Consider the following 25525-nt stretch of genomic DNA (forward strand, 5'->3'; position numbering starts at 1 on the left):
CGGCCGGGCGGCATCATGACCTGCTGTGCTGCTGCGCCTGGCCTGCCTCGCCGTGACCGACGCCTTCACCCTCCTGCGTCTGCTACCGAAGAGTGAGCGGGACAAAGACATTGAAGATCCTCGCGCTGCGGCACCAGTTGCTGGTCCTGCAGCACCAGGTCGGCAAGCGCGTGTTCACCGACACCGACCGCGCAGTCTCGCCGGTCTGCTCCACCGCTCCTGATCGGCAAGCTACGCCAACTCCTGCTGCTGGAGCGTGTCTTTTTGGTGAGTTGATCAGCCGATCGGGTTCCTAAATCCGATTCACGATCATCAATGCGATAGGGGCCGGATCAAGCCGCTGATGCCGGCCGATCCGGTCCGTGGATGACGGTGGCTACCCATGTCCATGAGGAAAACCGCACTCGTCCTGGCGGCGGCGCTCGCCGTGATCGCCGTCACCGCCGGCTGCCACACGCAGGCACCGAACCCTCCGGACTTCGGATACGCCCGGGGCCCGGAGGGCGGCCTCGTGATCGCGTATCCGATCTGCCCGGGGGACACCGTCTCCGGAGCAGAGATCTATGCGGACGACGACGACTTCACGACCCTGTGGAAAGCGCGCGGCCCTCGCTCGGCCGAGACGGCGCAGGGCTTCTTCGACCTGGGCAGCGACGCCGACTTCGCCAAGGAGGAACAGCCTCTCCGGGGGAAGCTGCCTGACGGCTTCTACGTCACCGTTTTCGAGGAGGCCGACGGCAAGGAGGAAGAGGGGAGGGACGGCTGGATCGACCTCTCCCGGCTGGAGGGCGCCCGGCTCGGGGAGGGCGAGTTCATGACCCACACGGGAAAGGTGATGACCCGAACGGACATCAACGCCCAGCTGAGCTGCTCCTGACTGAGGTGCCGGTCACGAGACGAAGCCGAGAGCGGCCTCCAGCGGCACCAGCAGGGACCGGGAGACACCCGGTAGCAGCAGAAGGCGGGACCGACGACAGCCAGCACGTGGGGCAGCGGCGCGCCACTGCGCCATATCGATGTCAGCGGTGTTCGGACCGATGACGAGATAGCCGCCGCCGGTCTTGTCGGCGATGGCGGCACGACCGTCCCGGATGGCGTCGCCCGGCGCGTGTCTCCTTGATGGGTTGATCAGTCGATCGGATGCGCCTGTCCGATTGGTGATCACTGATGCGATGCGGGGCCGGATCGAGCCGCTGATGCCGGCCGATCCGGTCCGCGGGCGGCGATGGGCCGATCACCGCCCTACCCTCGAGGCCATCGCGTGGAAGTACCGCACCGACTCGCCCTGGCGGGACCTGCCCGACGAGCCCGGCTCGCATCAAACCGCCCATGAACGGCTGATCAGACGGGCCGTCGACGGCACTGGGAGAAGATCCTCGCCGCCGTCCGGGCAGCAGGGGACGCCGACGACGACGTCGACTGGACGGTACCGGTGGACTCCACGGTCGTCCGGACCCACCAGCACGCCGCCGGGGCACGCAAAAAGGGCGGCCTGCTTCGGCGGGCCCGCCGGTCACGCACTCCGACGCTCTCGTGGCGGGCTGGGCACGAAGGTCCACCCGGCCGCCGACGGCGGTGCACGACCTCCGGCCTTCACCGTCACCGCGGGGCGAGCCGGTGACGCACCCGCCTTCGAAACGGTGATGGCCCGCATCCGCGTGCCTCGAAGGGTCCGGGCAGGCCGCGGACCCGCCCCTTCGCCGTGCCGGCCGATCGGGCCTACTCGTCCCGCGCCATCCGCAGCCACCTGCGACGCCGGGGAATCCGCGCGGTCATCCCGCAGCCCTCCGACCAGATTGGCCACCGGCTACGACGAGGCCGCCAAGACGGCCGCCCGCCCGGCTTCGACCGCGATGCCCATGAACAGCGGAACTCCGTCGAACGATGCATCAACCGCCTCAAGCAGCGGCGCGGCCTGACCACACGGACCGGCAAACTCGCCATCGCCCGCCAGGCCGCACTCCACCTCGCCGGCGTCCTCATCTGGACCCGACGCTGACCAAAGAGACAGAACCTAGCGGCCGGCGGGGTCCCCGTCCTCGTCGTCCGGCTCCCGCCGGTCGCGCTCGTCGGTCTCGACGCCCTCCAGCGGCTTGCCCGCCGTCGTGCCCTCCTGCGTCCGGTACCCCTCACCGGCGCTCGCCGTGCCCGGCACGGACCGCTCCTGTGCCTGGCTCTCCGCGCCCGAGTGCGCTCCCGGTTCCTCGGGGCTGCGCGCCCGGTCGTAGCGGTCCCCGCGGTCGTCCTTCCGGCCGGTCATGTCCGCCCCTTCCCTCGGCGTCGGGTCCCGGCCGGGTTCCCCGGGCCGACGCCGGGAAACGGCCGCGTCAGGGGAGGAGGCCGGCGACCAGGGCGGCGAACTCGTCCGGGGTGGCGAGGCGGACGCCGAGCCGTTCGGCCTTGGCGCGCTTGGACCCGGCTCCCTCCCCCGCGACGACGAGGGCGGTCTTCCCGGAGACGCTGGAGGAGGAGCGTCCGCCGGCCCTTTCGACGAGTTCGTTCATCTCGTTGCGGGAGAGCTTCTCCAGGCTCCCGGTCATCGCGCCGGTGACCACGACCGTCATCCCGGCCAGCGGGCCGCCCTCCGCCGGCGCGCCGGGCACGTCGTGGCCGCCGGGAGCGGCGTCGGGGCCCGGGGGCGTGGCGCCGGGCTCGGTCATGTTGACGCCGGCGGCGGCGAGTCTGTCGACGAGGGGGGCGAGCTCGGCCAGTTCCGCGACGATCGACGGGGCCTTCTCCGCTCCGATGCCCTCGACCCGCTGCATCGCGTCGGCGTCGGCGGCGCGGATGTCGTCCATGGTGGCGAAGTACCGGGCGATGCGCCGTGATATGGAACGGCCGGTTCCGCGCAGGCCGAGCGCGCACAGCACCCGCGACAGCGGCTGTTCCTTGGCCCTGGCGATCGCGGCGAGCAGGTTGTCGGTGCTGGTCTCCCTCATCCGCTCCAGGGCGAGCAGCCGGTCCCGCCGGAGGGCGAACAGGTCGGCGAGGTCGGCGACCAGGCCCGCGTCGACGAGCTGGACGACACGGGTGGCGCCCAGTCCCTCGATGTCGAGCTGGTCGCGTCCCGCGGCGTAGGCGAGGGACGCGACCAGGTGGCGGTTGCGGCCCCGGGCGCACCGCCAGCGTTCCTCGCCGGTGTCGATGTCCGACCCGCAGCGGGGGCACTGCCGGGGGAACTCCACGGGCCGCTCCTCGCCCGTGCGCAGGTGGGCGACCGGGGCCTCGACGCGGGGGATGACGTCGCCGGCGCGGTGCACCGTCACGTGGTCGCCGAGGCGCAGGTCGCGGCGGGTGATGTCGGCCGGGTTGTGCAGGGTGGCGTAGGTGATGGTGGAGCCGTCGATGACCACCGGTTCGAGGGCGGCGCGCGGCGCGACGACGCCGGTGCGGCCGACGTTCCACTCCACCCCCAGCAGCCGGGTGATCTTCTCCGCGGCCGGCAGCTTGTAGGCGACCGCCCACCGGGGCGCGCGGGAGCCGGATCCGGCGTCCCGCCGGTCGGCGGCGAGGTCGGCCTCGACGACGATCCCGTCGATACCGAACGGCAGCCCGGCGCGGACCGCGGCGATCTCCTTCACCCGGTCCAGGACCTGTTCGGGGGTCTCGGTGACGACGTCCGGGACCGCGGTCCGGGCGCTGGTGTGCACGCCGAGCTCGGCGGCCAGGGTCGTCAGGTCGCTGTGCGCGAGCCCGTCCAGCCGTCCGGCGAGGGCGCGGTCGGTGCCGGGCAGCGGCAGCAGCCCGTAGCCGAAGAACGTCATCGGCACCGTGTGGACGCGCTCCCTCGCCCGCAGGGTGCCCGCGGCCGCGCTGCGCGGGTTGGCGAACGGCTGTCCGCCGTGTCCCGTGCGCACCTCGTTGGCGTACGCGAACTGGGCGGCCGTCATGAGGACCTCGCCGCGCACCTCCACGGTGACCGGCTCGGCCAACTCCTCGGGCAGCCCCTCGACGGTGCCGGTCGCGTGCGAGACGTCCTCCCCGGCCGTCCCGTCCCCGCGGGTGATCAGCCGGGTGAGGCGGCCGTCGCGGTAGCGGGCGGCGATCGCGAGCCCGTCCAGCTTCGGGCCCACCCCGAAGCGCGTCACCTCACGGCCGATGCGGCGGGCCAGGGACGCGGTCCAGGCGGTGAACTCCTGCGCGGAGAACACGTTGTCGAGGCTGAGCATCGGCACCGTGTGCGGCACGTCGCCCTCCGCCGCGCCGCCGGCCACCTTCCCCGTGGGGGAGCCGGGGAGCACCTGGTCGGGGTGGGCCGCCTCCCAGTCGGCGATCCCGCGCACCAGCCGGTCGTAGGCGTCGTCGTCCAGCGGGGAGGTGCCTCCCGCGTAGTAGGCGGCCGCCGCGCCCACGGCGTTCTCGACCGCCTGCGCGTAGGCGGTGGCGTCGACGATCGCTGCTGCAGGAGTCGTCGTGATCCGCATCATGTCGCCCAGCACTGACAACGGGCCCGGGCGCCGGCGGAGGACCGCTCACCGGGCCACGGGGACGGTGTCCGGCCTACGGGGCCGCGGTCCGCGTTCGGGGCGCCAGGTGGCCACGAGAGCGGCGGCCAGGAGGAGTTCGGCCAGGTCGCCGCCGTAGTACATGATCTCCGCGCCGCCCCGGACCTCGGAGGCGGGAGCGTGCACGTCGACCCGGAACCCGCCGTACATCAGCTGGGAGACGACGGCGTGCAGGGCGACGGCGCAGCCGAGCCAGACCAGGCGGGCGGGGACGCCGGGCCGGGCCGGGGCCGGGTCGGGGCCCGCGATGACGTGGGCGAAGAGGCAGCCGGACAGCAGGAAGTGGGCGTGCAGCAGCCAGTGCCCGGCCGGATGGGCCGTGACGGTGTCGTAGAGCGGGGTGAAGTAGAGGACCGGCAGGGTGCCCGCGGACAGCAGCAGGGCGGGGGCGGGGTGGGACAGCAGGCGGACGGGGCGGGCGCGCAGGACCGCGGTGAGCCGCCGGGCGGAGGTCACCGGCAGGGTGCGCAGCAGGAGGGTGACGGGAGCGCCGAGCACCAGGGCGATCGGGGCGTACATGCCGATGAGCATGTGCTGCGCCATGTGCCCGCGGAAGTCGCCGTGGGCGAAGGGCGCGAGCGGCGGCAGGAGGGCGACGGCGAGCAGGAGCAGGCCGGTGGTGAACCCGGCCGTGCGCCACGGGCTCCAGTCCTGCGCGGGATTGCGGCGCCGGGCCCGGCGGACGAGACACAGGTAGCCCACGGCGCAGGCCGACAGGGCGAGCGCGGGCGGCAGGATCTCCGGCAGACCGCTGTCCGCGCCGTGGTGCGCGGGGTGCGTGTGGTGGTCCATCAGGCGCCCGGTGCCTGCCGGCCGCCGGGAGCGCCGGGAGCGCCGGGGGTGCCGGGAGCGCCGGGGGTGCCGGGAGCGCCGGGGGTGCCGGGAGCGCCGGGGGTGCCGGGGGTGCCGGGATCGAGGAGCCGCCCGCCGCGCTGGAGGAGCCACCCGCCGACGAGCAGCAGCGCGCCGAGGGCGAGGAAGCCGAGGTCCCACCAGAGCCGGCCGTCCCCGGCGCGGACGTGGTGGATGCCCAGGACGTGGTGGTCCAGGACGCCTTCGACGAGGTTGAACAGCCCCCAGCCGACGAGCATCCAGCCCCACAGCACCCGGGAGGTCCACACCCGGCGCCGGTTGTGGGTGACCCGGGCGTAGAGCACGGCGAGTCCGGTCAGGACCGCGAGCCAGCACACGGTGTGGAAGAGGCCGTCCCAGACGGTGTTCATCTCCAGCCCGGAGACCGTGCCGGGGTCGTAGTACTTCACACCGATGCGGTCCTGGTCGGTGCTCGTGAGCATGTGGTGCCACCGCAGGAGCTGGTGCAGCAGGATGCCGTCCAGGAAGCCGCCGATCCCCACCCCCAGCACGATGCCCGGCAATCGCAGATCGGCCGTCCCCGCACCGGTTCCGGCCCGGTCCACGGTGGTCGCCATCGACGTACCTCCATCCCTCGGCCCCCGCCGACACCCTCGTACCCGCCCGCACGGGTTCTGTGCGGACGGGTCCCCGTCATGCGCGCGTGGCAGCCGCCTCCCTACGGACTACCAGTCCGTCCGCCGCACCGCTGCCGCCTGTTCGGCCATTCGGCCCGACGGGCGCCGCCCCGCGGCCGCTCCCGTCGGCCGGAACCGGTCGCCGCCGGACACCTCACCCTCTCGTGCCGTGCGGGCCGGGGCCGGCCCCGTCGTCACCGCCGCCGGCGCGCACCTCGAAGCCGCCGCGGCCGTCGAAGCGCACCTCGTGCACCGCGTCGAACCCGTCCTCGGCCGAGGGCCTGCGGAGCTGCCTCAGCGTGGCCAGGACACCGACGTCCGGCACGCGGTCGCGGCCCTCGCGGGCGGCGTTGCGCCGCAGTGAGCCGGCCACGTCCGGGGGGAACCAGTACGCCGTCGCTGTGGCGCCGTGGGCGTGGGCCAGCTCCACCAGCGGGGCCCACTCGTACGGTGACGGGTTGGTGTTGTCCACGGCCACCGGCCGCCCGGCGGCCAGGTGCTCCTCCACCAGCCGCATCTGCCGCCGCTGCTTGTTGCGGGCGCCCCGCGGGAACAGGTCCTTGCTGACCAGCGCGTACCGGCCGGACAGGCGCTGGTCGTAGAAGGTGGACTTCCCGGACGCCTGCAGTCCGACGAACACGGCCAGGTCCGTTCCCTTCGCCATGCGGCCACGATGCCACGCCGCCCGGTGTCGCCGGGACCCTGGCCGGCGGGCGCGGGGCCGATCCCGCCGGCACCGGCGGTCCGGACGCGCGTGCCGTGCCCCTCCCCCACCGGTCGGAGCGTGTCCGCGGGGCGACCGGGGCGTGACACCCGCGCGGCCGGTCACCCGGTCACCGTCCTCGCCCCGTCCGGCTTCCGGTGCGGCGGCGGCACTGCGGGTACTCGCCCGTTGTCCCACCACCGGCGTTCGGACGGAACGCATCATGGGGAAGGACAGCCATCTCATGCAGCATGATCAGATGATCGGAAAAGTACAGGCGCTCGCTCAGCTGCCGGACCGGGGATCGGCCGAACAGGCGACGCGGGCCGTACTGCGGACCCTGGCCGAGCGGCTGCCGTCCGGGCTCGCGGATCACATGGCCGCCCAGCTGCCGTCGGCACTGGGCGCCGCCGTCCGGGAGACGGTGGGCTCCTCCGCCGACGACCACCCGGGCACCTCGGGCGAGCGATTCGACCTCACCGTGTTCGCCGGCCGGATCGCCGGTCGCGCGGAGACGGACGAGGACACGGCCGTGCGCGAGGCCGCCGCCGTACTGGAGGTGCTGGACGCCGCCCTCGCCCCGGAACTGACGGAGAAGGTGGCCGGGGCGCTGCCCGCGGACATCCGCGCGCTCCTGCCCGCGGGCCGCACCACCGACGACACGGACTGACCCTCCTCCGCACACGGCCGCACCCACGCCGCCGCGGCCGGCGGCCGGGTACGGACCTTCCGTCCTCCCGGTCCGCGACACGGACCCGACCGCCGGGTCACTGGTCGTCGCCGGCCGTCGCCGGTCGCCGGTTCATCGCCGGTCGCCGGTTCATCGCCGGTCGGCCGCATGGGCGGCTGCCCGCCGGTGCGCCGGACGGACCCGGGGCACCGGGGCGGTCCGGCGCGCCGGGCCCGTGCGGCGGCCTTCCGTTTCCACGGGGTGGCGGGTACCCCGGAACGCCGCGCCGGGAGGCCGGCTCACGAGAGGGGACCGCCGTGTCCGAAGAGCGCCTCGGCCCGGTCCTGGTGGCCGGCTCCGCGCTCAGTAGCGGAACTCGCGCGGCGCGTGCTGAAGGCTCACCCAGTGGTGGGTGGTGAACTCGTCCACGACCCAGTCGCCGCCGAAGCGTCCCAGTCCGGAGGCCTTCTCACCGCCGAAGGGGATGTGCGCGTCGTCGTGGACGGTGGTGTCGTTGACATGGGTCATCCCCGCCTGCATGCGCAGAGCGAACCGCAGGCCGCGGTCGGTGGCCCGGGTGTACACGCCGCTGGACAGGCCGTACTCGGTGTCGTTGGCGAGGCGGAGGGCGTCCTCCTCGTCGTCCGCCCTGACGAGGGTCGCCACCGGCCCGAACACTTCTTCCCGGGCGGTGGTGACGTCGTTGCCGCCGAGCAGGACCTGCGGCGGCAGCACCTGCCCGGTGGGGCCGGTCGGCTCGCCGGTGAGGACCAGCTCGGCACCGTCCCCGACGGAGCCGGCGACCTTCTCGCGGACGGAGTCCACCTGCCCGGCGTTGATGACCGGGCCCAGCTGTGTGCCGGCGTCGCGCGGATCGCCGTACCGCAGGGCCCCGGCACCGGCGACGAAGCGTTCGACGAAGGCGTCGTACACCGTCGCGTGGACGATGACGCGGTTGGTCGCCATGCAGACCTGGCCCTGGTGGAAGTAGGTGCCGTACAGGGCTCCCGCGACGGCCTGGTCGAGGTCCGCGTCGTCGAGCACCACCAGGGGGCCGTTGCCGCCGAGTTCGAGCGCGAGCCTCTTCACCCCGGCCTTCGCGGCGATGCCCCGCCCCACGGGGGTGGACCCGGTGAAGGACACCACCCGGGGCACCTCGTGCTCCACCATCGCGTCCCCGATGGCGCTTCCGCTGCCCACCACCACGCTCAGCAGCCCCGGCGGCAGGCCGGCCTCCTCGTACACCTTCGCCAGGAAGAGCCCGCCGGTGACGGGCGTGTCGCCGGCGGGCTTGAGCACCACGGCGTTGCCGAGGGCCAGCGCCGGCGCGACCGATCGGTTGGAGAGGTGGACGGGGAAGTTCCACGGGCTGATCACGGCGACGACACCCACCGCCGTGCGGTAGACGCGGTTCTCCTTGTGCTCCAGGTCGGAGTCCGCGCCGCTCCAGGTGTTGATCAGGCCGGCCTGGTCGGCGGCCCTGTCGGTGACGGCGCGGGTGAGCGTGATCTCCACGGCGGCGCGGTTGCGGGTCGCTCCCGCCTCGCGTTGCAGCCAGCCGGTGAGTTCCTCCTCGCGGTCGGCCAGGATCCGGGCCGCCTTGCGCATGATCTGCGCGCGTTCCCCGGCGGGCCTGCGGGACCACTCCGGTTGCGCCCGGCGCGCGGCGCGGTACGCCTCGTCCAGGTCGTCGGCACCGGCGAGCCCGATCTCCGTCAGGACGTCCCCGGTGTACGGATCGGTGTCCCGCCGGGAGCCGCCCGCCCTGCCCGCGCGCCACTCGCCGGCCAGGGGCATGCGGTCGAAGCCCGTGTAGACGTCCGGCGTCGCCGTACGCGCCATGGTGCCTCCCTCGTCGTCCGGGCCGGCTCCGGGCGCCCCGTCTCCCCCGCGACCCGTGCGACGTCGCTCTCTCCCGCGGTGACCGGAATGTCCCGGCCGTGTATCCCCGGGCGGGCGCGCGCAAACGGAGGCACCGCCTGCCTTCGCCGGGGTGCGGCTCGGCCGTTCTCACACCTCGTCCACGGCCAGCAGCGACTTCTCCCGCTCCGGACCCGGTGCCTGCGCGGCACGGCCGTGGAGGTCGTCGAGATCGTCGAGCAGGGCCCCGCAGCGGACGCCGGTCTCACGGGCGAGGTCCTGCAGCCCCCGTACGCGCGCGACGAGCTCCGGACGGCGCTGCGGGAACTCGTCCCACAGCCGGTCCAGCTCGGCCAGCAGCAGCCCGGACTGTTCGCGTGCCACGCCGACCAGCGTCGGTGCGCCCAGCCGGCGGGCGAAGTCGAACACCTTGCCGGCGTAGGGCAGGGGCAGCACCGGCAGGCCGGAGAGCGCCGCGAAGATGAGGAAGTGCAGGCGCATGCCGACGACCAGGTCCAGGTGGCGCATCAGTCCGAGGACCTGCCCGGGGCTGTAGGCGCCGTTCAGGATCCGGCCCCGGTCGGGTGCCGCCATCCTGGACAGGACGGCGTGGGCGTGCCGGACGTCCTGGCGTTCCATCGGCACGAAGACCACGTGGGCGTCGAGGCGCCGGACCAGGAAGTCGGCGACGCCGGCGATCAGCGCGTGGTAGTCGCCCTCGTTCAGGTGCTCCGCCGCCCGGCCCGGCTCCCGCACCGACATCCCCACCAGGCGGGCACCGGCCGGGACGCCCTCCGCGGCCATCATCCGTGCGGTGAACGGCTCCGGCGGCAGCAGCAGCGCCGGGTCGGCGGTGACGGTGACGTCCCGCTCGACGCCGGCCTCCTCCAGGACGAGCCGTGACTCCTCGTCGCGCACCACGACCTCGTCCATGGCGGACAGCACCGTCCGCACCGCCTCCCGGTCGTCCGGCTCGCGCAGGGGTCCGGCGCCGACCGCGTAGGCGAAGGTCCGCACGCCGCCGAGCTGCGCCGCCCGGACCAGTCGCAGGTAGCGGCGCGCCTCGCCGTCGTAGAGGATGCCGCCCCCGCCGAGCACCAGCAGGTCCAGGCCCGAGAGGGTCTCGAGCAGGGTCCTGTGCGGGACGCCCTCCCAGTCCAGCGCCTCGTCCGCGAGCGGCTGGTGCGCGCGGGTGTGCTCGGCGTCGCGGCTGAAGACGACCAGCCTCGCACGCGGGCGGTGGGCGCGCAGGCAGGTGAGGACACAGGTGAGGATGGCCTCGTCACCCGTGTTCAGGCCGCCGTACGAACCGAGCACTCCGATACGCGGCTCCGGCGGGACGAACGGGCGCTGGGTGGTCATGCGGATCTCCTGTCGGAAACGCGAGGTGCGGGGGACGGGGTGCGCGGGCACCTGCCGGACGGGGCCGTCCCGGGGCCCGTCGCCGGGGCCGCGTGCCGCCGGCCGGCCCGTTCGGGACTCGGCGCCCGGCTCGTTCCCGCGGGACTCGGACTCCTTGTCACCGTCGGGGCGGGGCGGAATCCCGTCGCCCGCCCCGCGCGGACTTCCTGGTGGGTGGCGCAGTAGAAGTGTCCCGTCTTCCGCGCCTTCCCGCCCGCTCTGGCGGTCGTCACCGGGCGTCCGGGCTCGGCACGCCCGGCGCCCCGTACCCGTACGGAGCACGGGTCCGACGCGGAAGGCGGGGCGGTCGATCCGGACGAGGCGGGCAGGACGGACCGGAGGGACAGGCGAGGCGGACGGGGGAACCGACCGGCTCACACGATCTCCCCCGGGGTTTCCTCACGGGCGGCCCCGGAACCGCATCACCGCTCGGTCCCGCGGGCTCCGGCCGGCGTCCTCGCCTCGCTCCCCCGCTCCCGGGCACGGCCGCCGGCTCCCGCGCCGAGCGGTCTCCCGCGGCCCGGGGACGGACGGCTCACCTGTCCGGCCACCGGCCCAGCAGCCGGAGGACCGCATACGGCATCAGCGGCCACACGACGGCGAAGGCCCAGATCACCCGGGGGTCCGACGTGACGACGCCGGCCGCCATGAGCGCGACGCAGACCGCGAGCAGCAGGACGACGGCCCACGGGCGCGGATCGCGGAAGGCGTCCCGGAGCCGGTTCGGCCGCCCGTGCCGGCGCAGGGCGCGCAGCCGCCGGTCCAGGCGGCGGTCGCGGCGCAGCTCGCGCTCCATCTCCTCGAGAACGCGCTGCTCGTGTTCGGTGAGCCGGCCGATCGACACTGTTCCTCCTCCGGGGCCGCCTCTCCTGCTGCCCCGCACACGCCTTCGGCTAACCGGTCCGGCCCGACCGCCCCCGAGCCGGTCCGGCCCGGCAGGGTTGAAGCCCGCCGGCACCCGGTACCCGGGTCGGAACCCGCAGGACGGGAACGGTGACGTCACGCGGTGAGGAGCGGCCCCACAGCCATGCCACTGCCAGCCATGCCCCTGACCGTCGACGCCCGCGAGCACGGGCTGGTCGGCGACGGCACCCCCGCGCCCGGCTCCGCCTACCGCCTCCCGGAGGCGCCCGCGCCGCGCGCGGGTCTCACCGCCGACGCCCCCGTCGTCCGTCCCCACCTGCACGGCAACCGCGTCCGGGACGACCGGCGGCCCCGGACCCAGACCCACGCCCTCTGGATCACCCGCGACGCCACCTGGACGGGCGGCCGGGTCACCGACAACGACTTCGGCGGCAACGCCTCGGCCGCGACCCGCTTCGACACGGCCCCGACGGGCGGCCGGTGGCGCGACAACGACGGCTGACGGGCGACGGCGCGGCCCGGTACGACCGGCCTCCGTGACCGCCCTCGCCGGTCGTGCACCCCCGCCGGGTGCGCACGACCGCCTCCGGAGACCACTTGCCGAAGATACCCCCGAGGGGTATACATGTGGATGTCATCAGTACCCCCCTGGCGTACGTCCGGCCCCGTCTCCTCCGGGAGGAACCCATGTCCTGCTGCACCCCCGACGGCACCTGCTCCACCACCACCGCCGAGGCCCCGGCCACCGAGGGCGTCACCACCGTCTACGACGTCTCGGGAATGACCTGCGGGCACTGCAAGGCCACGCTCACCGAGGAGATCGGCGCCCTGGACGGCGTGCTGGCGGTGGACGTCGACCTCGAGTCCGGCCGGGTCGCCGTCACCACCGCGGCCGAGCCCGACGACGCGTCGCTGGCCCGGGCCGTCGACGACGCCGGCTACGAACTCACCGGCCGCGCGGTCTGAACCGGCGCGCCTGCCGGACCGCGAGCCGAGGCCCCACCCCCCGGGGCCGAGCCGGACGGGGTGCGGGGCGGGCCGGCGCCCGCCCCGCACCCACGAGGTCCGGTCAGTCCCCACGCACGGGGTCCGGTCAGTCCTCGCCGAGCAGCTTGTCCATCTGCTCGATCTCCGCGCTCCGCGAGGTGATGATCTGCCCGGCCGTCCTCCTGGCCGGCTCGTAGGCGCCGTCCGCGTGCGGCACGCCGTCCGCCGCGGCCGTCACCCTCTCGTGCCCGGCCGTCGTCTGCGCCGCCGGGACACCGCCGGGCGCCAGGGCGTGCATGCCCAGCACACCGGCCAGCACCGCCAGGACCAGCAGCGCGAGCGGCAACCCGGCCGGGCGGCCGCTCGATCGGGTGCTGAAGGTCACGGACTCATCGTACGGGCACCCCTCACCGAGCGGGCGTACCGGCCGGTCGCCGGCTTCGGCGACGCGTTCCCCGCAGCCGCGGGCCTCACGGCCTCCGGTCGAGGGCCGCCCGGCCTCCACCGGCGCGCTCGGGAGGCCGCCTCACGTGACCTTCACGGCCACAAGGCCGATACTGCCCCCGTGGGACCTCCACCGACATGCAGCCGACCCCTCGCGGAAACCCGGCACGGCGCCGGGGAAGTCCGTGCCGAGCCGGCGCCGGCACCGCCGGGACCCGCTCGCGGGCGCCGGGAACGACACCTGACCGAATCCTGCCCGACCAGCGAGAAGGCAGGTCAGAAGCCCACCTGCACACCCTCCGAGGAGACACCATGAAGATGCTCATCAACGTCCCGGAGACCGTCGTGGCGGACGCGTTGCGCGGTATGGCGGCGGCCCATCCCGAGCTGACGGTGGACGTGGAGAACCGGGTGGTCGTGCGCAGGGACGCGCCCGTGGCCGGGAAGGTGGCCCTGGTCTCCGGCGGGGGTTCCGGGCACGAGCCGCTGCACGGCGGGTTCGTGGGCCCGGGGATGCTGTCGGCGGCCTGTCCCGGCGAGGTGTTCACCTCGCCCGTGCCCGACCAGATGGTGCGGGCGGCGGCGGCCGTGGACAGCGGGGCCGGGGTGCTGTTCGTCGTGAAGAACTACACCGGTGACGTGCTCAACTTCGACATGGCCGCCGAACTGGCCGAGGACGAGGGCATCCAGGTCGCGAAGGTGCTGGTCAACGACGATGTCGCGGTGACCGACAGCCTCTACACGGCCGGGCGGCGGGGCACGGGGGCGACGCTGTTCGTGGAGAAGATCGCCGGCGCGGCGGCGGAGGAGGGCCGGCCGCTGGAGCAGGTGGAGGCGATCGCCCGGCAGGTGAACGAGAACTCCCGCAGCTTCGGCGTGGCGCTGAGCGCCTGCACGACGCCCGCCAAGGGCAGTCCGACCTTCGATCTGCCCGCCGGGGAGCTGGAGCTGGGCATCGGCATCCACGGCGAGCCCGGCCGGGAGCGGCGGCCGATGATGACCTCCGGTGAGATCGCCGAGGTCGCCGTCGACGCGATCCTGGCGGACCTCGCCCCGCGCGACCCCGTCCTGGTCCTGGTCAACGGCATGGGCGCGACCCCGCTGCTGGAGCTGTACGGCTTCAACGCCGAGGTGCAGCGGGTGCTCGGCGAGCGCGGCGTGCCCGTCGCCCGCGTCCTCGTCGGCAACTACGTCACGTCCCTGGACATGGCGGGCGCCTCGGTCACCCTGTGCCGGATCGACGAGGAGCTGCTGCGGCTGTGGGACGCGCCGGTGCGGACCCCGGGACTGCGCTGGGGCGTGTGAGACACGCCGGGCAATGGTTCACGACCACCTAGCAGGCAAGGAGATCCCGTGCTCGACGCCGACTTCTTCCGCCGTTGGATGACGGTGACCGCCGCCTCCGTGGACCGCGAGGCGCAGCGGCTCACCGCCCTCGACTCGCCGATCGGCGACGCCGACCACGGCAGCAACCTCCAGCGCGGGTTCGCGGCGGTGCGGGCCGCGCTGGAGAAGGAACCGCCCGCCACCCCCGGCGCGGTGCTGACCCAGTCCGGGCGGCTGCTCGTCTCGACCGTGGGCGGCGCGTCGGGCCCGCTGTACGGGACGCTGCTGCGCCGCACCGGCAAGGCGCTCGGGGACGCCACCGAGGTCGACGAGCGGCAGCTGGCCGAGGCGCTGCGTGCCGGAGTGGACGCGGTGATGCAGCTCGGGGGCGCCGCGGCGGGCGACAAGACGATGATCGACGCGTTGCTGCCGGCCGTGGACGCACTCGGTGACTCGTTCGCCGCGGCACGCACGGCGGCCGAGGAGGGCGCCGTGGCCACGACGCCGTTGCGGGCCCGCAAGGGCAGGGCCAGTTATCTCGGCGAGCGCAGCATCGGGCACCAGGATCCGGGGGCCACGTCGGCGGCGCTGCTGATCGCCGGGCTGGCCGACGCCGCCTCGGACGCGGGGGCCGGGGATGAGTGACGCGAAGCCGGTGGGGATCGTGCTGGTGTCGCACAGCGCGGCGGTGGCCGCGGCGGTGGCGGAACTGGCGAAGGGACTGGCGGGAGCCGGTGCCGCGGTGCCGGTGGCCCCGGCGGGCGGCACCGGGAGCGGCGGTCTCGGCACGAGCGCGGAGCTGATCGCCGCGGCGGCCGCGTCCGTCGACCGCGGGGCCGGTGTCGCCGTCCTGACCGATCTGGGCAGCGCGGTGCTCACGGTGAAGGCGCTGCTCGCGGAGGGCGACGAGCTGCCCGAGCACACCCGGCTGGTGGACGCGCCGTTCGTGGAGGGCGCGGTGGCCGCGGTGGTGACGGCGGCCGCGGGGGCCGACCTGGCGGCGGTGGAGGCGGCGGCCGCGGAGGCGTACACGTACCGGAAGGTGTGAGGGCCCGGAAGGTGTGAGGGCCCGGGGGCGGAGGCCCCCGGGCCCCTCCGCCTTCCCCTCGCGCCGTCTCCCGCCGGCACCGGCTCCTCGAGCCGGTGGTTCCCGGAGGCGGTGCGTCCCCGTCGGCCGGTTCAGCCGCCGTCCACGAACCGCCGGGCCAGCCGCTCCCCCGCCGTCACCGCCGCCTGGCGGTCCTCGACGGGAGTCGCCCGGCTGTTCCTGAACACGACGTAGGTGACTCCGGAGGAGGTGCCGCCGGTCCGCGGGTCGGGGTCGATGCCGAGCTCCTCGGCCATGGCGTAGGACGCCTCGCCGATGACGTTCGCGGGGCCGGTGTCGCCGACGACCCCGTACCGCACCTGGTCCCCGTACACCACCGCCACGACCGATCCCCCGCGCACGCCGTGGGCCCGGTAGTCCCACACGGCACTGGGCGCGGGCACCACCACGAAGGGCAGCTCCTCCGAGCTCAGCGGGCGGCCGTCGGACTGCACGAAGGCCGTGGCGGCGGAGAAGTACGGGTCGGTCGTGGCGTTGCAGCGGTGGCCGGGACGGCCGTCGCAGTCGATGTCCATGTCGGCCTTCCAGAACACGGCGTCGCGCGTGCCGCACACCGGGACGGTGGCGCGGGAGCCGTGGTCCTTGCGGTAGAGGCCCTGGGAGACGGGCACGCAGTCGTCCACCCGGGCCAGCAGCTCGGCGGCGGAGACGGGGGTCGTGTACCGCGCGACCGGTGCGGTGCGGGGCTGCGACGATCCGGCGCGGGGCTGCGACACGGCGACGGCGGGGAGTGCCAGGGGAACGAGCAGGGCGGCACCGGCCATGGCCAAGGTGAACGAATGGACTCGGAACACGATCAAAAGAGCCTCTCGTCGGGGGCACTGACGGTCACACTCGGCCCCATTTGATCCCGGAGTGGTGCCGACGCCATCTCGACAGGGCCGTACGACGCACGATCACACCCGTGGCCGCGACAGGGCCGGGGACCCGGACCCGTGTCCGCTCCGGCCCCCGGCCGCCCGCGCCGGCGCGGGTCTGCGACGACAGCGGTCCGCGCCACGGGCCTGAACTCCCGAGCCCTCATGGGCAGTTCAGCCGTTCGAACGCCCAGCATACGGAACGCGCCGGAGCGCCCGCCCGCGGCCGCCCCCTTGATGGGACCCCGCCGACGGGGCCATATTGGTCCGGACCATTGCCGGGCGCGTGCCCGGACCCGTCCGTGTGCCGCCCCGGGAGGCGACAGTCGTGCGAGGCGTTCCCGTCACCGTGTCCCCGCGCCGCCTTCTCGCGCTCTGCGGGGTGTTCCTGCTGGTCACCTCCTGCGGAGGGGACCGGCCGGGTGAGGAAGCGGCGGAGCGGCCGCCCGGGGCGCCGACGGGCGTCACGGCCGAGGCCGGGAGCGCCACCAGCGTGCACGTCATGTGGAACGCGGTCGCCGCGGCCGGCACCGAGGTGAGCCGGTACGAGGTGTACCGGGGCGCCACCAAGGTCAAGGAAGTGCCCGCTTCCAAGCACATGGTGGATGTCACCGGGCTGCGCCCCTCGACCCCGTACGTCTTCACCGTACGGGCGCGCGACGCGGACGGGCGGCTCGGACCGAGCAGCCGGGAGGTCCGGGCGACGACTCCCGGGGCGGTGGCGGCCGACGACTCCGCCCCCACCCGTCCGGCGAAGCTGCGCGGCCGGACCGTCGGGAGCCGGGCGGTCCAGCTGGCGTGGTCCGCCTCGACGGACGACCGGGGTGTGGTGTCGTACGACGTCCACCAGGGCGGGACGAAGATCCACAGCGTCGGCGGGAACCAGACGGCCGCCGTGGTCACGGGGCTGCGGCCGGGCGTCCGCTACGTGTTCACCGTCCGGGCCCGGGACGCGGCCGGCAACCTCTCCCCGGCCGGCGCCGCCGTCCGCCTCACCACCACCGGCGGCGGGGACGCCCGGGCCACCGCGCCCACCGGCTTCCGCGCCACGAGCCACCGGTCCGACGGGGCGTACTCCCTCGACCTGAGCTGGGTGCCGCCGCGGGTGGACGGGGTGGTCACCGAGTACGAGGTGCACCTGGACGGCCGCGCGGCCACCTCGCTCGTCCAGGGCGGTGACGCCCCGCGCGACCGGGCGACGTACCGCTTCTACGTGGGGCGGGACCCGGGGGTCACCCATCGGGTCCGGATCCGGGCGATGCTGCCGGACGGGACCTGGGGCGGCTTCTCGGCGGAGCGCACGGTGACGACGGGCGCGCGGGGCTGACCCGCGCCCTCCGGTCGGCCGGACGGCGCAGGGCGTCACCTGCCCGGCGGCGGCCGGAGTGCGCGACGGGCCGGGCGCGTCTTGGCTGGCCTCGTGGCAGCACGGGCGTTCCCCGATTCTGGCGGCGCAAGGAACGTACCGCCGACCGTGCCGCCGGAAGGCAGTCCACATGCGCACTTCGAAGCCACTGCTCGGCTCCGGTCCGATCGCGGCGGCCGCCGCCGCGGTCACCCTCGCCCTGACCGGTCCGGCCGCCGCGGGTCCCGGGATCTCCGTCAGCACCGCCGGGTCGACGGTCTCGGTCACCACCAGCGCCTGCACGCAGACCAACGGCAACTGGGGCACCGCCTCGCTGCTCACCAGCAGCCAGACGAGCTTCTCCCAGGGCCGTCAGGTGGCGCTGTCGGGGACCGCCTCGGGACAGTCCGCCGCGTGGGGGGACGTCGCCCCGGGCACGTACACGGTGATCGTGGTGTGCTCGAACGGCAACCCCGCGGGCACGCAGTCCGTCGTCGTCTCCTCCGCGCCCAGCTCGCCGGCGGTCACCCCCACGGCCTCGCCGTCCCTCGGGGTGATGGGCGGCCTCGGCGGCGGTTCGCGCGACTACGGCACGGTGACGCTGGTGGCGGGCGGCGCGCTGGTCGGCACCGGTCTCCTCGCCACGGCCTGGTACGTGCGCCGGCGCAGCGGGCTGCGCCACCCGTAGACCCGGCGCCGGCCGCCCTCACGTCCGACGCGCTCCGGTCGGGCGGCCGGCGTCGCCCCGCCGGGGGGTGCGGCGGTCACGTCCGGGGCCTCCCGGGCCGTCGCGCCTCCCCGGCGTTCCGGGCTCCCCGGGCCGTCGTGCCTCCCCGGCGTCCCGGGGCTCCCCGGACCGTCACGCCTCCCCGGCGTCCGGCAGGTGCGCGAACTCCGACAGCGCGTGGCCGAGCCACTGGATCCAGAAGGTCTCCAGGTCGATGCCGGCGCGCAGCACCAGGTGCCGCAGCCGGTCCTGCGGCCCGTCCGCGCCGGGCGGGAAGTCGCGCCGCTCGATCTCCCGGTACTCCGCCAACTGGCGTTCGTGCAGCTCCAGATGGCGCCGCAGGTCGGCCTCGAGACCGGCGGTGCCGACCACGGCCGCCGCCCTCAGCCGCAGCAGCAGCGCGTCGCGGTGCGGCTTGGGGTCCTGGGCCGCGCCGGTCCAGCGGGCCAGCTCCGCGCGGCCGTCCGGCAGGACCTCGTACGCCTTCTTCTGCCCCCGGGCCGGCTGCTCGGCGGGGAGGGCCCGGATCAGGCCCTCGGCCTCCAGCTTCCCCAGCTCGCGATAGATCTGCTGATGCGTCGCGGACCAGAAGTAGCCGATCGACTTGTCGAAGCGGCGGGTCAGCTCCAGTCCCGACGACGGCTTCTCGAGCAGGGCGGTGAGGATCGCGTGCGGGAGTGACATGGGGCTCATCCTAGGGACGGGCCCGCGGCTCCCCTACAGCGCCGCCGCCAGCTCCGTGCCCTGCTTGACGGCGCGCTTGGCGTCCAGTTCGGCGGCCACGTCGGCGCCGCCGATCAGGTGGACGGCGCGCCCGGCGGCGACGAGCGCCTCGTACAGGTCGCGGCGCGGCTCCTGCCCGGTGCACAGGACGATCGTGTCGACCTCCAGGACGGTGCTCTCGCCGTCGATCGTGACGTGCAGCCCGGCGTCGTCGATCCGGTCGTAGCGCACGCCCGGGACCATGGTGACCCCGCGGTGCTTGAGCTCGGTGCGGTGGATCCAGCCGGTGGTCTTGCCGAGGCCGGCGCCGACCTTGGACGTCTTGCGCTGCAGCAGGTGGACGGTGCGCGGCGGGGCGGGGCGCTCGGGCGCGGCAAGGCCGCCGGGGGCGCGGTAGTCGAGGTCGACGCCCCACTGGCGGAAGTACGTCTCGGGGTTCTCGTGCGCCTTGTCGCCGCCGTCGGTGAGGAACTCGGCGACGTCGAAGCCGATGCCGCCCGCGCCGAGGATCGCGACCCGGTCGCCGACGGGGGCGCCGTCGCGGAGCACGTCGAGGTAGCCGAGCACGCTCGGGTGGTCGACGCCGGGGATGTCGGGGACGCGGGGGGTGACGCCGGTGGCGACGACGACCTCGTCGTGGCCGGCCACGTCGTCGGCGGTGACGTGCGTGTCCAGGCGTACGTCGACGGCCAGTTCGGCGAGCCGGGTGCGGAAGTAGCGCAGGGTCTCGTCGAACTCCTGCTTGCCGGGGACCCTGCGGGCCACGTTGAGCTGGCCGCCGATCTCGCTCGCGGCGTCGAACAGGGTGACGTCGTGGCCGCGTTCGGCGGCGCTCACCGCGCAGGCGAGGCCGGCCGGACCGGCGCCGACCACCGCGATCCGCTTGCGGCGGCGGGTCGGGGACAGCACCAGCTCGGTCTCGTGGCAGGCGCGCGGGTTGACCAGGCAGGAGGTGATCTGCCCGCTGAAGGTGTGGTCGAGGCAGGCCTGGTTGCAGCCGATGCAGGTGTTGATCGCCTCCGGGCGGCCGGCCGCGGCCTTGGCGACGAAGTCGGGGTCGGCGAGCATCGGGCGGGCCATCGACACCATGTCCGCGCAGCCCTCGGCGAGCAACTGCTCGGCGAGTTCCGGGGTGTTGATGCGGTTGGTGGTGACCAGCGGGACCGACACCTCGCCCATGAGGCGCTTGGTCACCCAGGTGTACGCGCCGCGCGGGACCGAGGTGGCGATGGTGGGGATGCGGGCCTCGTGCCAGCCGATGCCGGTGTTGATGATCGTGGCGCCGGCCGCCTCGACGGCCTTGGCCAGCGTGATCACCTCGTCCAGCGTGGAGCCGCCGGGCACCAGGTCCAGCATGGACAGCCGGTAGACGACGATGAAGTCCTCGCCGACCGCCTCGCGCACCCGGCGGACGATCTCGACGGGGAAGCGCATCCGGTTCTCGTGGGAGCCGCCCCAGCGGTCCGTGCGGTGGTTGGTCTGCGCGGCGGTGAACTCGTTGATCAGGTAACCCTCGGAGCCCATGATCTCGACGCCGTCGTAGCCGGCCCGCCGGGCGAGGCGGGCGGCGCGGGCGTAGTCGTCGACGGTGCGCTCGACCTCGGCGTCGGTGAGCTCGCGGGGCGGGAAGGGGCTGATCGGCGCCTGCAGGGGGCTCGGGGCGACCAGGTCCCGGTGGTAGGCGTACCGGCCGAAGTGCAGGATCTGCATCGCGATGCGCCCGCCCTCGCGGTGCACCGCCTCGGTGACGACCCGGTGCCGGTCGGCCTCCGCCTCGGTGGTGAGCCTGGCGCCGCCCTCGTAGGGCCGGCCCTCGTCGTTGGGGGCGATGCCGCCGGTGACGATCAGGCCCACTCCGCCGCGGGCGCGGGCGGCGTAGAACTCGGCCATGCGCGCGAAACCGCCCTCGGCCTCCTCCAGGCCGACGTGCATGGAGCCCATGAGGACCCGGTTGGGCAGCGTGGTGAAGCCCAGGTCGAGCGGGGTCAGCAGGTGGGGGTAACGGCTCATCGGGCCCTCCGTGCGCGCGGTGTCGTGCCTCTGTTGTAGAGGACGCCCACCGCTTTATGCAACTAGTTGCATAAGCGTGACGGAGGGCACAGTGGTCCACGGCGCCCGCGTGTCCGGGAGCGCGGGCCCCGGGGCCCCGCGCTCCGGGACGCGTCACCGGCTCTCGAGGCGCACGTGCAGCTCCTCCTCCTGGTCGCCGGGGACCTTGCTCAGGTCGTGCACCGTGAACAGGGAGTCCAGGGTGGTGCGGAACCGGTCGATCGCCCAGTAGCCGCCGTGCACGTCGGCGTCGACCGACGAGGACAGCCGGGCCGGGCGGGCGCCCTCGTGCGCCTCGGCGACGTCGAACGTGCCGAGCCACACCGTGGGACGGGTCTCGTGGAACTCCTCCGGCACGTCGTCGGCGCACCGGTCGGACGCGAAGCACGCGCACAGCGTGTCGAACACGATCCGGGCGTCGTGCTTGCTGCATCCACTGATCTCGACCGAGACGGATTCCGGGTGCGGTCGCTCACTGGCCATCGTGGTCGCTCCTCTCGTGGCCCCGCCCCTCCCCCAGCAAAGCACCACGCGCGGGGGAGCACTACCCGCGGGCCCCCTCCGTGGCGACGGCGTCGCGGCGCGCCCGGCGCGATGGTGCGGGAAGGTGGAAACAGACGGCGGAAGCGGCGGAAAATCGTCCCCACGCGCGGTAGAACAAGGGGAGTCGGCGCGGCGACGGCGTGCCGTGAGGATCGGCGAAGGCGGGGCCTGGGATGAGTGCAGCGGAGTCGCCCCCGGGCGACGGCGACGGGCCGGTGCGCGGTCCGGTGCGTCCCAGCGGGCTGCTCGACGTACTGCGCGTGGCCTCGGTGGTCCTGGACACCGAGGGGCGGATCGTGCTCTGGAGCCCCCAGGCCGAGGAGCTGTTCGGGTACGGCGCGCAGGAGGCGCTGGGCCAGTACGCCGCCCGGATCATGGTGCACGAGGAGCACCTGGACATCGTGGTGAAGCTGTTCGCCGACGTCATGCGCACCGGGCAGAGCTGGGCCGGGGCCTTCCCGATCCGGTGCAAGGACGGCAGCACGCGGCTCGTGGAGTTCCGCAACATGCGGCTGCTGGACGACCGGGGAGACGTCTACGCCCTCGGCCTCGCGGTGGACCAGTCGACCGTGCGGCGGCTGGAGAGGGACGTGGCGCTGTCCACGCGGATCGTCGCCCAGTCCCCCATCGGGCTGGCGGTGCTGGACACCGATCTGCGGTACGTCTCGGTCAACCCGGCGCTGGAGCAGATCAACGGCGTTCCGGCCGAGGAGCACCTGGGCCGCACGGCCCGCGAGGTGCTGCCCATGCTGGACACCGGGCCCCTCGAGGCCGCCGCCCGCGAGGTGCTGGACACCGGGCGGCCCGTGGTCGACCGGAACACGGTCGGCCGCACCCCGGCCGACCCGGACGAGGACCACGCCTGGTCGGTCTCGCTGTACCGGCTGGAGGACGCGCTCGGCACGGTGCTGGGCGTGGCCCTGTCGATGGTGGACATCACCGAGCAGTACCGGGCGGGCGTCGAGGCCGAGACCGCCCGGCGCCGGCTGGACCTGATCGCCGACGCCTCCGCGCGGATCGGCAGCACGCTGGACCTGGAGCGCACGGCGGACGAACTCGCCGGGGTGGCCGTGCCGGAGCTGGCCGACGCGGCGGCGGTGGACCTGCTGGACGCGGTGGTGCGGGGCCGCCGCAGCACCCTCGGCCCGGCCGAGCCCGCGGTGATCCGGGCGCTGGCGGTGCGCGGCGTGGACGCCGACGACGTGCTGGGCGCGGCCGATCCGCCGGGCCGGGTGGCCCGGTACGCGCCGGACCGGCTGGTCACCGAGTGCGTGCGCACCGGACGGCCCGTGATGGTGCCGCAGGTGAAGGACGAGGACCTGGCGCGGATCGCCCGTTCCCCCCGGGCGGCCGAGCTGCTGGCCCGGGCGGGCGTCCACTCGTACCTGGCCGTGCCGCTGATCGCGCGCGGCGAGGTGCTGGGCGCCCTCGACCTCATGCGCACGCACAATCCCGCGCCGTTCGACGAGGACGACCTGCTGCTCGCGCGGGAGCTCGCCTCCCGCGCGGCCGTGCAGATCGACAACGCCCGCTGGTACCAGAACGCCCGCGCCACCGCCCTGACCCTCCAGCGCAGTCTGCTGCCCAGTCATCCGCGGGTGACGGGCGGGCTCGAGGTCGCCTCCCGCTACCAGCCGGCGGGCGCCACCAGCGAGGTGGGCGGCGACTGGTTCGACGTGATCCCGCTGGAGGACGACAAGACCGCGCTCGTGGTGGGGGACGTCATGGGCAGCGGCATCCCCGCGGCGGCCGCCATGGGCCGGCTGCGCACGGCGACCACGACGCTGGCCTCCCTCGGCCTCGATCCGGCCGTGCTCCTGGAGCACCTGGACAGGATCACCGGCGGCCTGGACCAGGCCATCGCCACCTGTGTCTACGCCGTCCACGACCCCCGCGCGCGGCAGTGCGTCCTCGCCAACGCCGGGCACCTGCCGCCGGTCCGGGTCCGGGTCGGCCACGCCCCGGAGCTGCTCGACCTGCCCACCGGGGTACCGCTGGGGGTGGGCGGGGTCGGGTTCTCCACGACCACCGTCGGGCTGGAGCCGGGCGACCGGCTCGTGTTCTACACGGACGGCCTCGTCGAGACGCGGCGCCACCCGCTGGACGAACGCCTCGACCGGCTGCTCACCCTGCTGGACGGTCCCCCCGACCGCTCCCTGGAGGAGGTCTGCGACCTGCTCCTGCGCACCCTGCACGAACCCGACAACTTCGACGACGTGGCCCTGCTCATCGCCCGCGTGAGGGCACCCGACTGAGCCCGTGCCGACGGCGCCGGCCGCCCGGTTCCCGCGAGGGGCGGCCGGTGCCCGCGGGCCCTACGGCCCGACGCCGATCACGACGTGGGCGTGGCGCTCCTCGGAGACGGCCAGGCGGGTCCGCAGTCCCGCGCCGGTGAAGGCGGCGACGGCGGCGGGCGCCTGACGGCGGCTCGTCTCCACCAGGAGGCAGCCGCCGGGCGCCAGCCAGCCGGGCGCCCCGGCGGCCACCCGGCGCAGCACGTCGAGGCCGTCCGCGCCGCCGTCGAGCGCGACGCGCGGCTCGTGGTCGCGGGCCTCCGGGGGCAGCAGGCCGATCTCGTCCGTGGGCACGTACGGCACGTTGGCCGCCAGGACCTCGACCCGGCCCCGCAGCCCGGCGGGGAGCGCCTCGAACAGGTCGCCGGTGTGGACCTGCCCGCCGAGGTCCGCGACGTTGCGGCGGGCGCAGCGCACGGCGGCCGGGTCGATGTCGGCGGCGTGCAGTTCGACCTCGCCGAGCCCGGCCGCCAGGGCCGCGCCGACGGCGCCCGAGCCGCAGCACAGGTCCACGACGACGGTCGCGCCGGGCGCCTGCGCGAGGGCCTGCTCGACGAGGAACTCGGTGCGGCGGCGGGGGACGAAGACGCCGGGTTCCACCGCGATCCGCCGGCCCCGGAACTCGGCCCAGCCGACGACGAGTTCGAGGGGCAGCCCGGCCGCCCGGCGTTCGACCATCGAGATGATGTCGTCCGGGGCGGAGGCGGCGGAGAGGATCAGCTCGGCCTCGTCCTCGGCGAAGACGCAGCCCGCGGCGCGCAGCGCGGCCGCCACGGCGGCCCGGGACGCGGGTGCGGGCGGCGGGACGGACGAGGAGGGGACGGGCGAGGGGGACGCCGGAGACGAAGGGCGGGAGGGAGACGAGGGAGCCGGAGACGGCGTGTGCGGCAAGAGCCTGGGCCTTTCGGGAGCCGAAGGGCGCTCCCGCGGTCACCTACTGCCGGTGATCCGCGTCGCTTCGAGAGGAGAGCACCCGACCTGACACAGCGGTGATGGGTCTCACCTCCTCGGCCTGCACGGCTGGGTCTCTCCGCAGCCGGACGGTCACACTACCCGACGAACTCCTCGGTTGTACGGTGCCTTGAGGACCCGGGGTCGTGGAGGGAGGTGTCCGGGTGGACGCAGCCGAGGCCGTGGAGGTCATCCAGCGCGAGATGACGGTCTTCGCCCGCCGTGCCCGCGCGTCGGCCGGGCGCATGCACCCCGAGCTGTCGCTGGTGTCGTACACGCTGCTCGGGCACCTGGAGACGAGCGGCGGCTGCCGGGCCACGGACCTGGCCGCCCACTACGCGCTGGACAAGTCCACCGTGAGCCGCCAGGTGGCCGCCCTGGAGCGGGCCGGGCTCGTCGAGCGGCGGGCCGATCCCGGGGACCACCGGGTCCAGGTGGTGCGGCTGACGGCGGCCGGCCGGCGCATCCTGGCGCAGGTGACCGAGAGCCGTCGCGCGGCCTTCGCGCAGCGGCTGGCCCACTGGCCGGAGGAGGACCTGCGGCGGTTCGCCGGCTATCTGGAGCGCTACAACGCGTGGTCCGCCTCCGGGGGGCACTGAGCAGCGGGGCCGGGCGGGTGCGCGTACGGCCGCCGGCACCCCGTACGGTTGAATACCGGAACCACTCGAGCACCCCCGC

General features: G+C 74.7%; 26 protein-coding genes and 2 pseudogenes. 13 read left to right on the forward strand and 15 right to left on the reverse strand.

The window, feature by feature from the left end:
* Positions 1–25: 25 nt before the first annotated feature.
* Together GL259_RS38585 and GL259_RS05630 are read left to right on the forward strand one after the other, a co-directional pair.
* Positions 26–258, forward strand: a pseudogene (locus tag GL259_RS38585) (integrase); the annotation flags it as partial.
* Between the two features lie 124 nt (positions 259–382).
* Positions 383–877 (forward strand): hypothetical protein, encoded by a 495-nt coding sequence (locus tag GL259_RS05630; protein ID WP_159529752.1) that lies wholly within the window; start codon positions 383–385, stop codon positions 875–877.
* Positions 878–889: 12 nt separating this feature from the next.
* On the opposite strand, the gene GL259_RS37590 is transcribed toward GL259_RS05630, so the two are convergent.
* Positions 890–1165, reverse strand: a complete 276-nt coding sequence (locus tag GL259_RS37590; protein ID WP_166461406.1) for a hypothetical protein — start codon at positions 1163–1165, stop codon at positions 890–892.
* Positions 1166–1172: 7 nt separating this feature from the next.
* Here GL259_RS37590 and GL259_RS05635 point away from each other — a divergent pair.
* Positions 1173–1999: pseudogene (locus GL259_RS05635) on the forward strand (IS5 family transposase).
* Positions 2000–2014: 15 nt separating this feature from the next.
* Here the strand turns inward: GL259_RS05635 and GL259_RS05640 are convergent.
* The 5 genes from GL259_RS05640 to GL259_RS05660 form a co-directional block, all read right to left on the reverse strand.
* The gene (locus GL259_RS05640) at positions 2015–2260 is read right to left on the reverse strand and encodes a hypothetical protein (RefSeq protein ID WP_159529754.1); all 246 of its coding nucleotides are present in this window, start codon (positions 2258–2260) and stop codon (positions 2015–2017) included.
* 67 nt (positions 2261–2327) lie between these two features.
* Positions 2328–4427 (reverse strand): NAD-dependent DNA ligase LigA, encoded by a 2100-nt coding sequence (gene ligA, locus GL259_RS05645; protein WP_159529756.1) that lies wholly within the window; start codon positions 4425–4427, stop codon positions 2328–2330.
* Between the two features lie 45 nt (positions 4428–4472).
* A complete protein-coding gene (locus tag GL259_RS05650; protein ID WP_159529759.1) occupies positions 4473–5297 on the reverse strand; it encodes a cytochrome c oxidase assembly protein in 825 nt (274 codons plus the stop codon).
* A complete protein-coding gene (locus tag GL259_RS05655) occupies positions 5297–5935 on the reverse strand; it encodes a DUF2243 domain-containing protein (protein WP_159529761.1) in 639 nt (212 codons plus the stop codon). Before GL259_RS05655 ends, GL259_RS05650 begins: the two co-directional genes overlap by 1 nt.
* A gap of 214 nt (positions 5936–6149) precedes the next feature.
* The gene (locus GL259_RS05660) at positions 6150–6659 is read right to left on the reverse strand and encodes an AAA family ATPase (RefSeq protein ID WP_159529763.1); all 510 of its coding nucleotides are present in this window, start codon (positions 6657–6659) and stop codon (positions 6150–6152) included.
* A 283-nt stretch (positions 6660–6942) separates the two neighbouring features.
* Here GL259_RS05660 and GL259_RS05665 point away from each other — a divergent pair, with 283 nt between their 5' ends.
* Positions 6943–7368 (forward strand): DUF2267 domain-containing protein, encoded by a 426-nt coding sequence (locus GL259_RS05665; protein ID WP_159529765.1) that lies wholly within the window; start codon positions 6943–6945, stop codon positions 7366–7368.
* Between the two features lie 363 nt (positions 7369–7731).
* On the opposite strand, the gene GL259_RS05670 is transcribed toward GL259_RS05665, so the two are convergent.
* From GL259_RS05670 to GL259_RS05680, 3 genes are all read right to left on the reverse strand, one after another.
* A complete protein-coding gene (locus GL259_RS05670) occupies positions 7732–9210 on the reverse strand; it encodes an aldehyde dehydrogenase family protein (RefSeq protein WP_159529767.1) in 1479 nt (492 codons plus the stop codon).
* Between the two features lie 168 nt (positions 9211–9378).
* Positions 9379–10590: a polysaccharide pyruvyl transferase family protein gene (locus GL259_RS05675; RefSeq protein ID WP_159529769.1), complete on the reverse strand. Its 1212-nt coding sequence runs from the start codon at positions 10588–10590 to the stop codon at positions 9379–9381.
* Positions 10591–11164: 574 nt separating this feature from the next.
* Complete coding sequence (locus GL259_RS05680) at positions 11165–11473, reverse strand: DUF3040 domain-containing protein (RefSeq protein ID WP_159529771.1); 309 nt, start codon at positions 11471–11473, stop codon at positions 11165–11167.
* Between the two features lie 183 nt (positions 11474–11656).
* Between GL259_RS05680 and GL259_RS05685 the strand changes: the two genes are divergently transcribed.
* The gene (locus tag GL259_RS05685; RefSeq protein WP_243762258.1) at positions 11657–11995 is read left to right on the forward strand and encodes a hypothetical protein; all 339 of its coding nucleotides are present in this window, start codon (positions 11657–11659) and stop codon (positions 11993–11995) included.
* A 185-nt stretch (positions 11996–12180) separates the two neighbouring features.
* Entirely contained in the window at positions 12181–12459 is a 279-nt protein-coding gene (locus GL259_RS05690; RefSeq protein ID WP_159529773.1) for a heavy-metal-associated domain-containing protein, read from the forward strand.
* A 127-nt stretch (positions 12460–12586) separates the two neighbouring features.
* Here the strand turns inward: GL259_RS05690 and GL259_RS39510 are convergent, their stop codons facing one another.
* Positions 12587–12985, reverse strand: coding sequence for a DUF6153 family protein (locus GL259_RS39510; protein ID WP_347814614.1), 399 nt, complete (start codon positions 12983–12985; stop codon positions 12587–12589).
* A gap of 251 nt (positions 12986–13236) precedes the next feature.
* Here GL259_RS39510 and dhaK point away from each other — a divergent pair, with 251 nt between their 5' ends.
* Genes dhaK through GL259_RS05710 form a run of 3 tightly spaced genes read left to right on the forward strand, consistent with a single transcriptional unit; the run spans position 13237 to position 15298 of the window.
* Positions 13237–14229 carry a dihydroxyacetone kinase subunit DhaK gene (gene dhaK / locus GL259_RS05700; protein WP_159529778.1) on the forward strand — a complete coding sequence of 331 codons (993 nt, stop codon included), beginning with the start codon at positions 13237–13239 and terminating at the stop codon, positions 14227–14229.
* A gap of 48 nt (positions 14230–14277) precedes the next feature.
* A complete protein-coding gene (gene dhaL, locus GL259_RS05705) occupies positions 14278–14895 on the forward strand; it encodes a dihydroxyacetone kinase subunit DhaL (RefSeq protein WP_159529780.1) in 618 nt (205 codons plus the stop codon).
* A complete protein-coding gene (locus tag GL259_RS05710) occupies positions 14888–15298 on the forward strand; it encodes a PTS fructose transporter subunit IIA (protein ID WP_159529782.1) in 411 nt (136 codons plus the stop codon). The genes dhaL and GL259_RS05710 overlap by 8 nt, the downstream gene beginning before the upstream one ends.
* Before the next feature lie 131 nt (positions 15299–15429).
* Here GL259_RS05710 and GL259_RS05715 read toward each other — a convergent pair whose 3' ends face one another.
* Positions 15430–16122, reverse strand: coding sequence for a glycoside hydrolase family 75 protein (locus tag GL259_RS05715; protein ID WP_159529784.1), 693 nt, complete (start codon positions 16120–16122; stop codon positions 15430–15432).
* A 421-nt stretch (positions 16123–16543) separates the two neighbouring features.
* Here GL259_RS05715 and GL259_RS05720 point away from each other — a divergent pair, with 421 nt between their 5' ends.
* On the forward strand, positions 16544–17542 hold the full coding sequence (locus GL259_RS05720; RefSeq protein WP_159529786.1) for a fibronectin type III domain-containing protein: 999 nt from the start codon (positions 16544–16546) through the stop codon (positions 17540–17542).
* Positions 17543–17711: 169 nt separating this feature from the next.
* Positions 17712–18248: a hypothetical protein gene (locus GL259_RS05725; protein WP_159529788.1), complete on the forward strand. Its 537-nt coding sequence runs from the start codon at positions 17712–17714 to the stop codon at positions 18246–18248.
* Positions 18249–18419: 171 nt separating this feature from the next.
* Here GL259_RS05725 and GL259_RS05730 read toward each other — a convergent pair whose 3' ends face one another.
* The 3 genes from GL259_RS05730 to GL259_RS05740 all read right to left on the reverse strand — a co-directional run bounded on the left by GL259_RS05730 (position 18420) and on the right by GL259_RS05740 (position 21542).
* Positions 18420–18971 carry a PadR family transcriptional regulator gene (locus GL259_RS05730; protein ID WP_159529790.1) on the reverse strand — a complete coding sequence of 184 codons (552 nt, stop codon included), beginning with the start codon at positions 18969–18971 and terminating at the stop codon, positions 18420–18422.
* A 33-nt stretch (positions 18972–19004) separates the two neighbouring features.
* Positions 19005–21020 carry an NADPH-dependent 2,4-dienoyl-CoA reductase gene (locus GL259_RS05735; protein ID WP_159529792.1) on the reverse strand — a complete coding sequence of 672 codons (2016 nt, stop codon included), beginning with the start codon at positions 21018–21020 and terminating at the stop codon, positions 19005–19007.
* Between the two features lie 153 nt (positions 21021–21173).
* Complete coding sequence (locus GL259_RS05740; RefSeq protein ID WP_159529794.1) at positions 21174–21542, reverse strand: hypothetical protein; 369 nt, start codon at positions 21540–21542, stop codon at positions 21174–21176.
* Positions 21543–21775: 233 nt separating this feature from the next.
* Between GL259_RS05740 and GL259_RS05745 the strand changes: the two genes are divergently transcribed.
* Positions 21776–23857: a SpoIIE family protein phosphatase gene (locus GL259_RS05745; protein WP_159529796.1), complete on the forward strand. Its 2082-nt coding sequence runs from the start codon at positions 21776–21778 to the stop codon at positions 23855–23857.
* A 60-nt stretch (positions 23858–23917) separates the two neighbouring features.
* Here the strand turns inward: GL259_RS05745 and GL259_RS05750 are convergent, their stop codons facing one another.
* The gene (locus tag GL259_RS05750) at positions 23918–24670 is read right to left on the reverse strand and encodes a putative protein N(5)-glutamine methyltransferase (protein WP_166461430.1); all 753 of its coding nucleotides are present in this window, start codon (positions 24668–24670) and stop codon (positions 23918–23920) included.
* Between the two features lie 341 nt (positions 24671–25011).
* Here GL259_RS05750 and GL259_RS05755 point away from each other — a divergent pair, with 341 nt between their 5' ends.
* Positions 25012–25446, forward strand: coding sequence for a MarR family winged helix-turn-helix transcriptional regulator (locus GL259_RS05755; protein WP_159529800.1), 435 nt, complete (start codon positions 25012–25014; stop codon positions 25444–25446).
* The last annotated feature ends 79 nt before the right edge of the window (positions 25447–25525 follow it).

The organism is Streptomyces sp. Tu 3180, assembly GCF_009852415.1.
Lineage (GTDB): Bacteria > Actinomycetota > Actinomycetes > Streptomycetales > Streptomycetaceae > Streptomyces.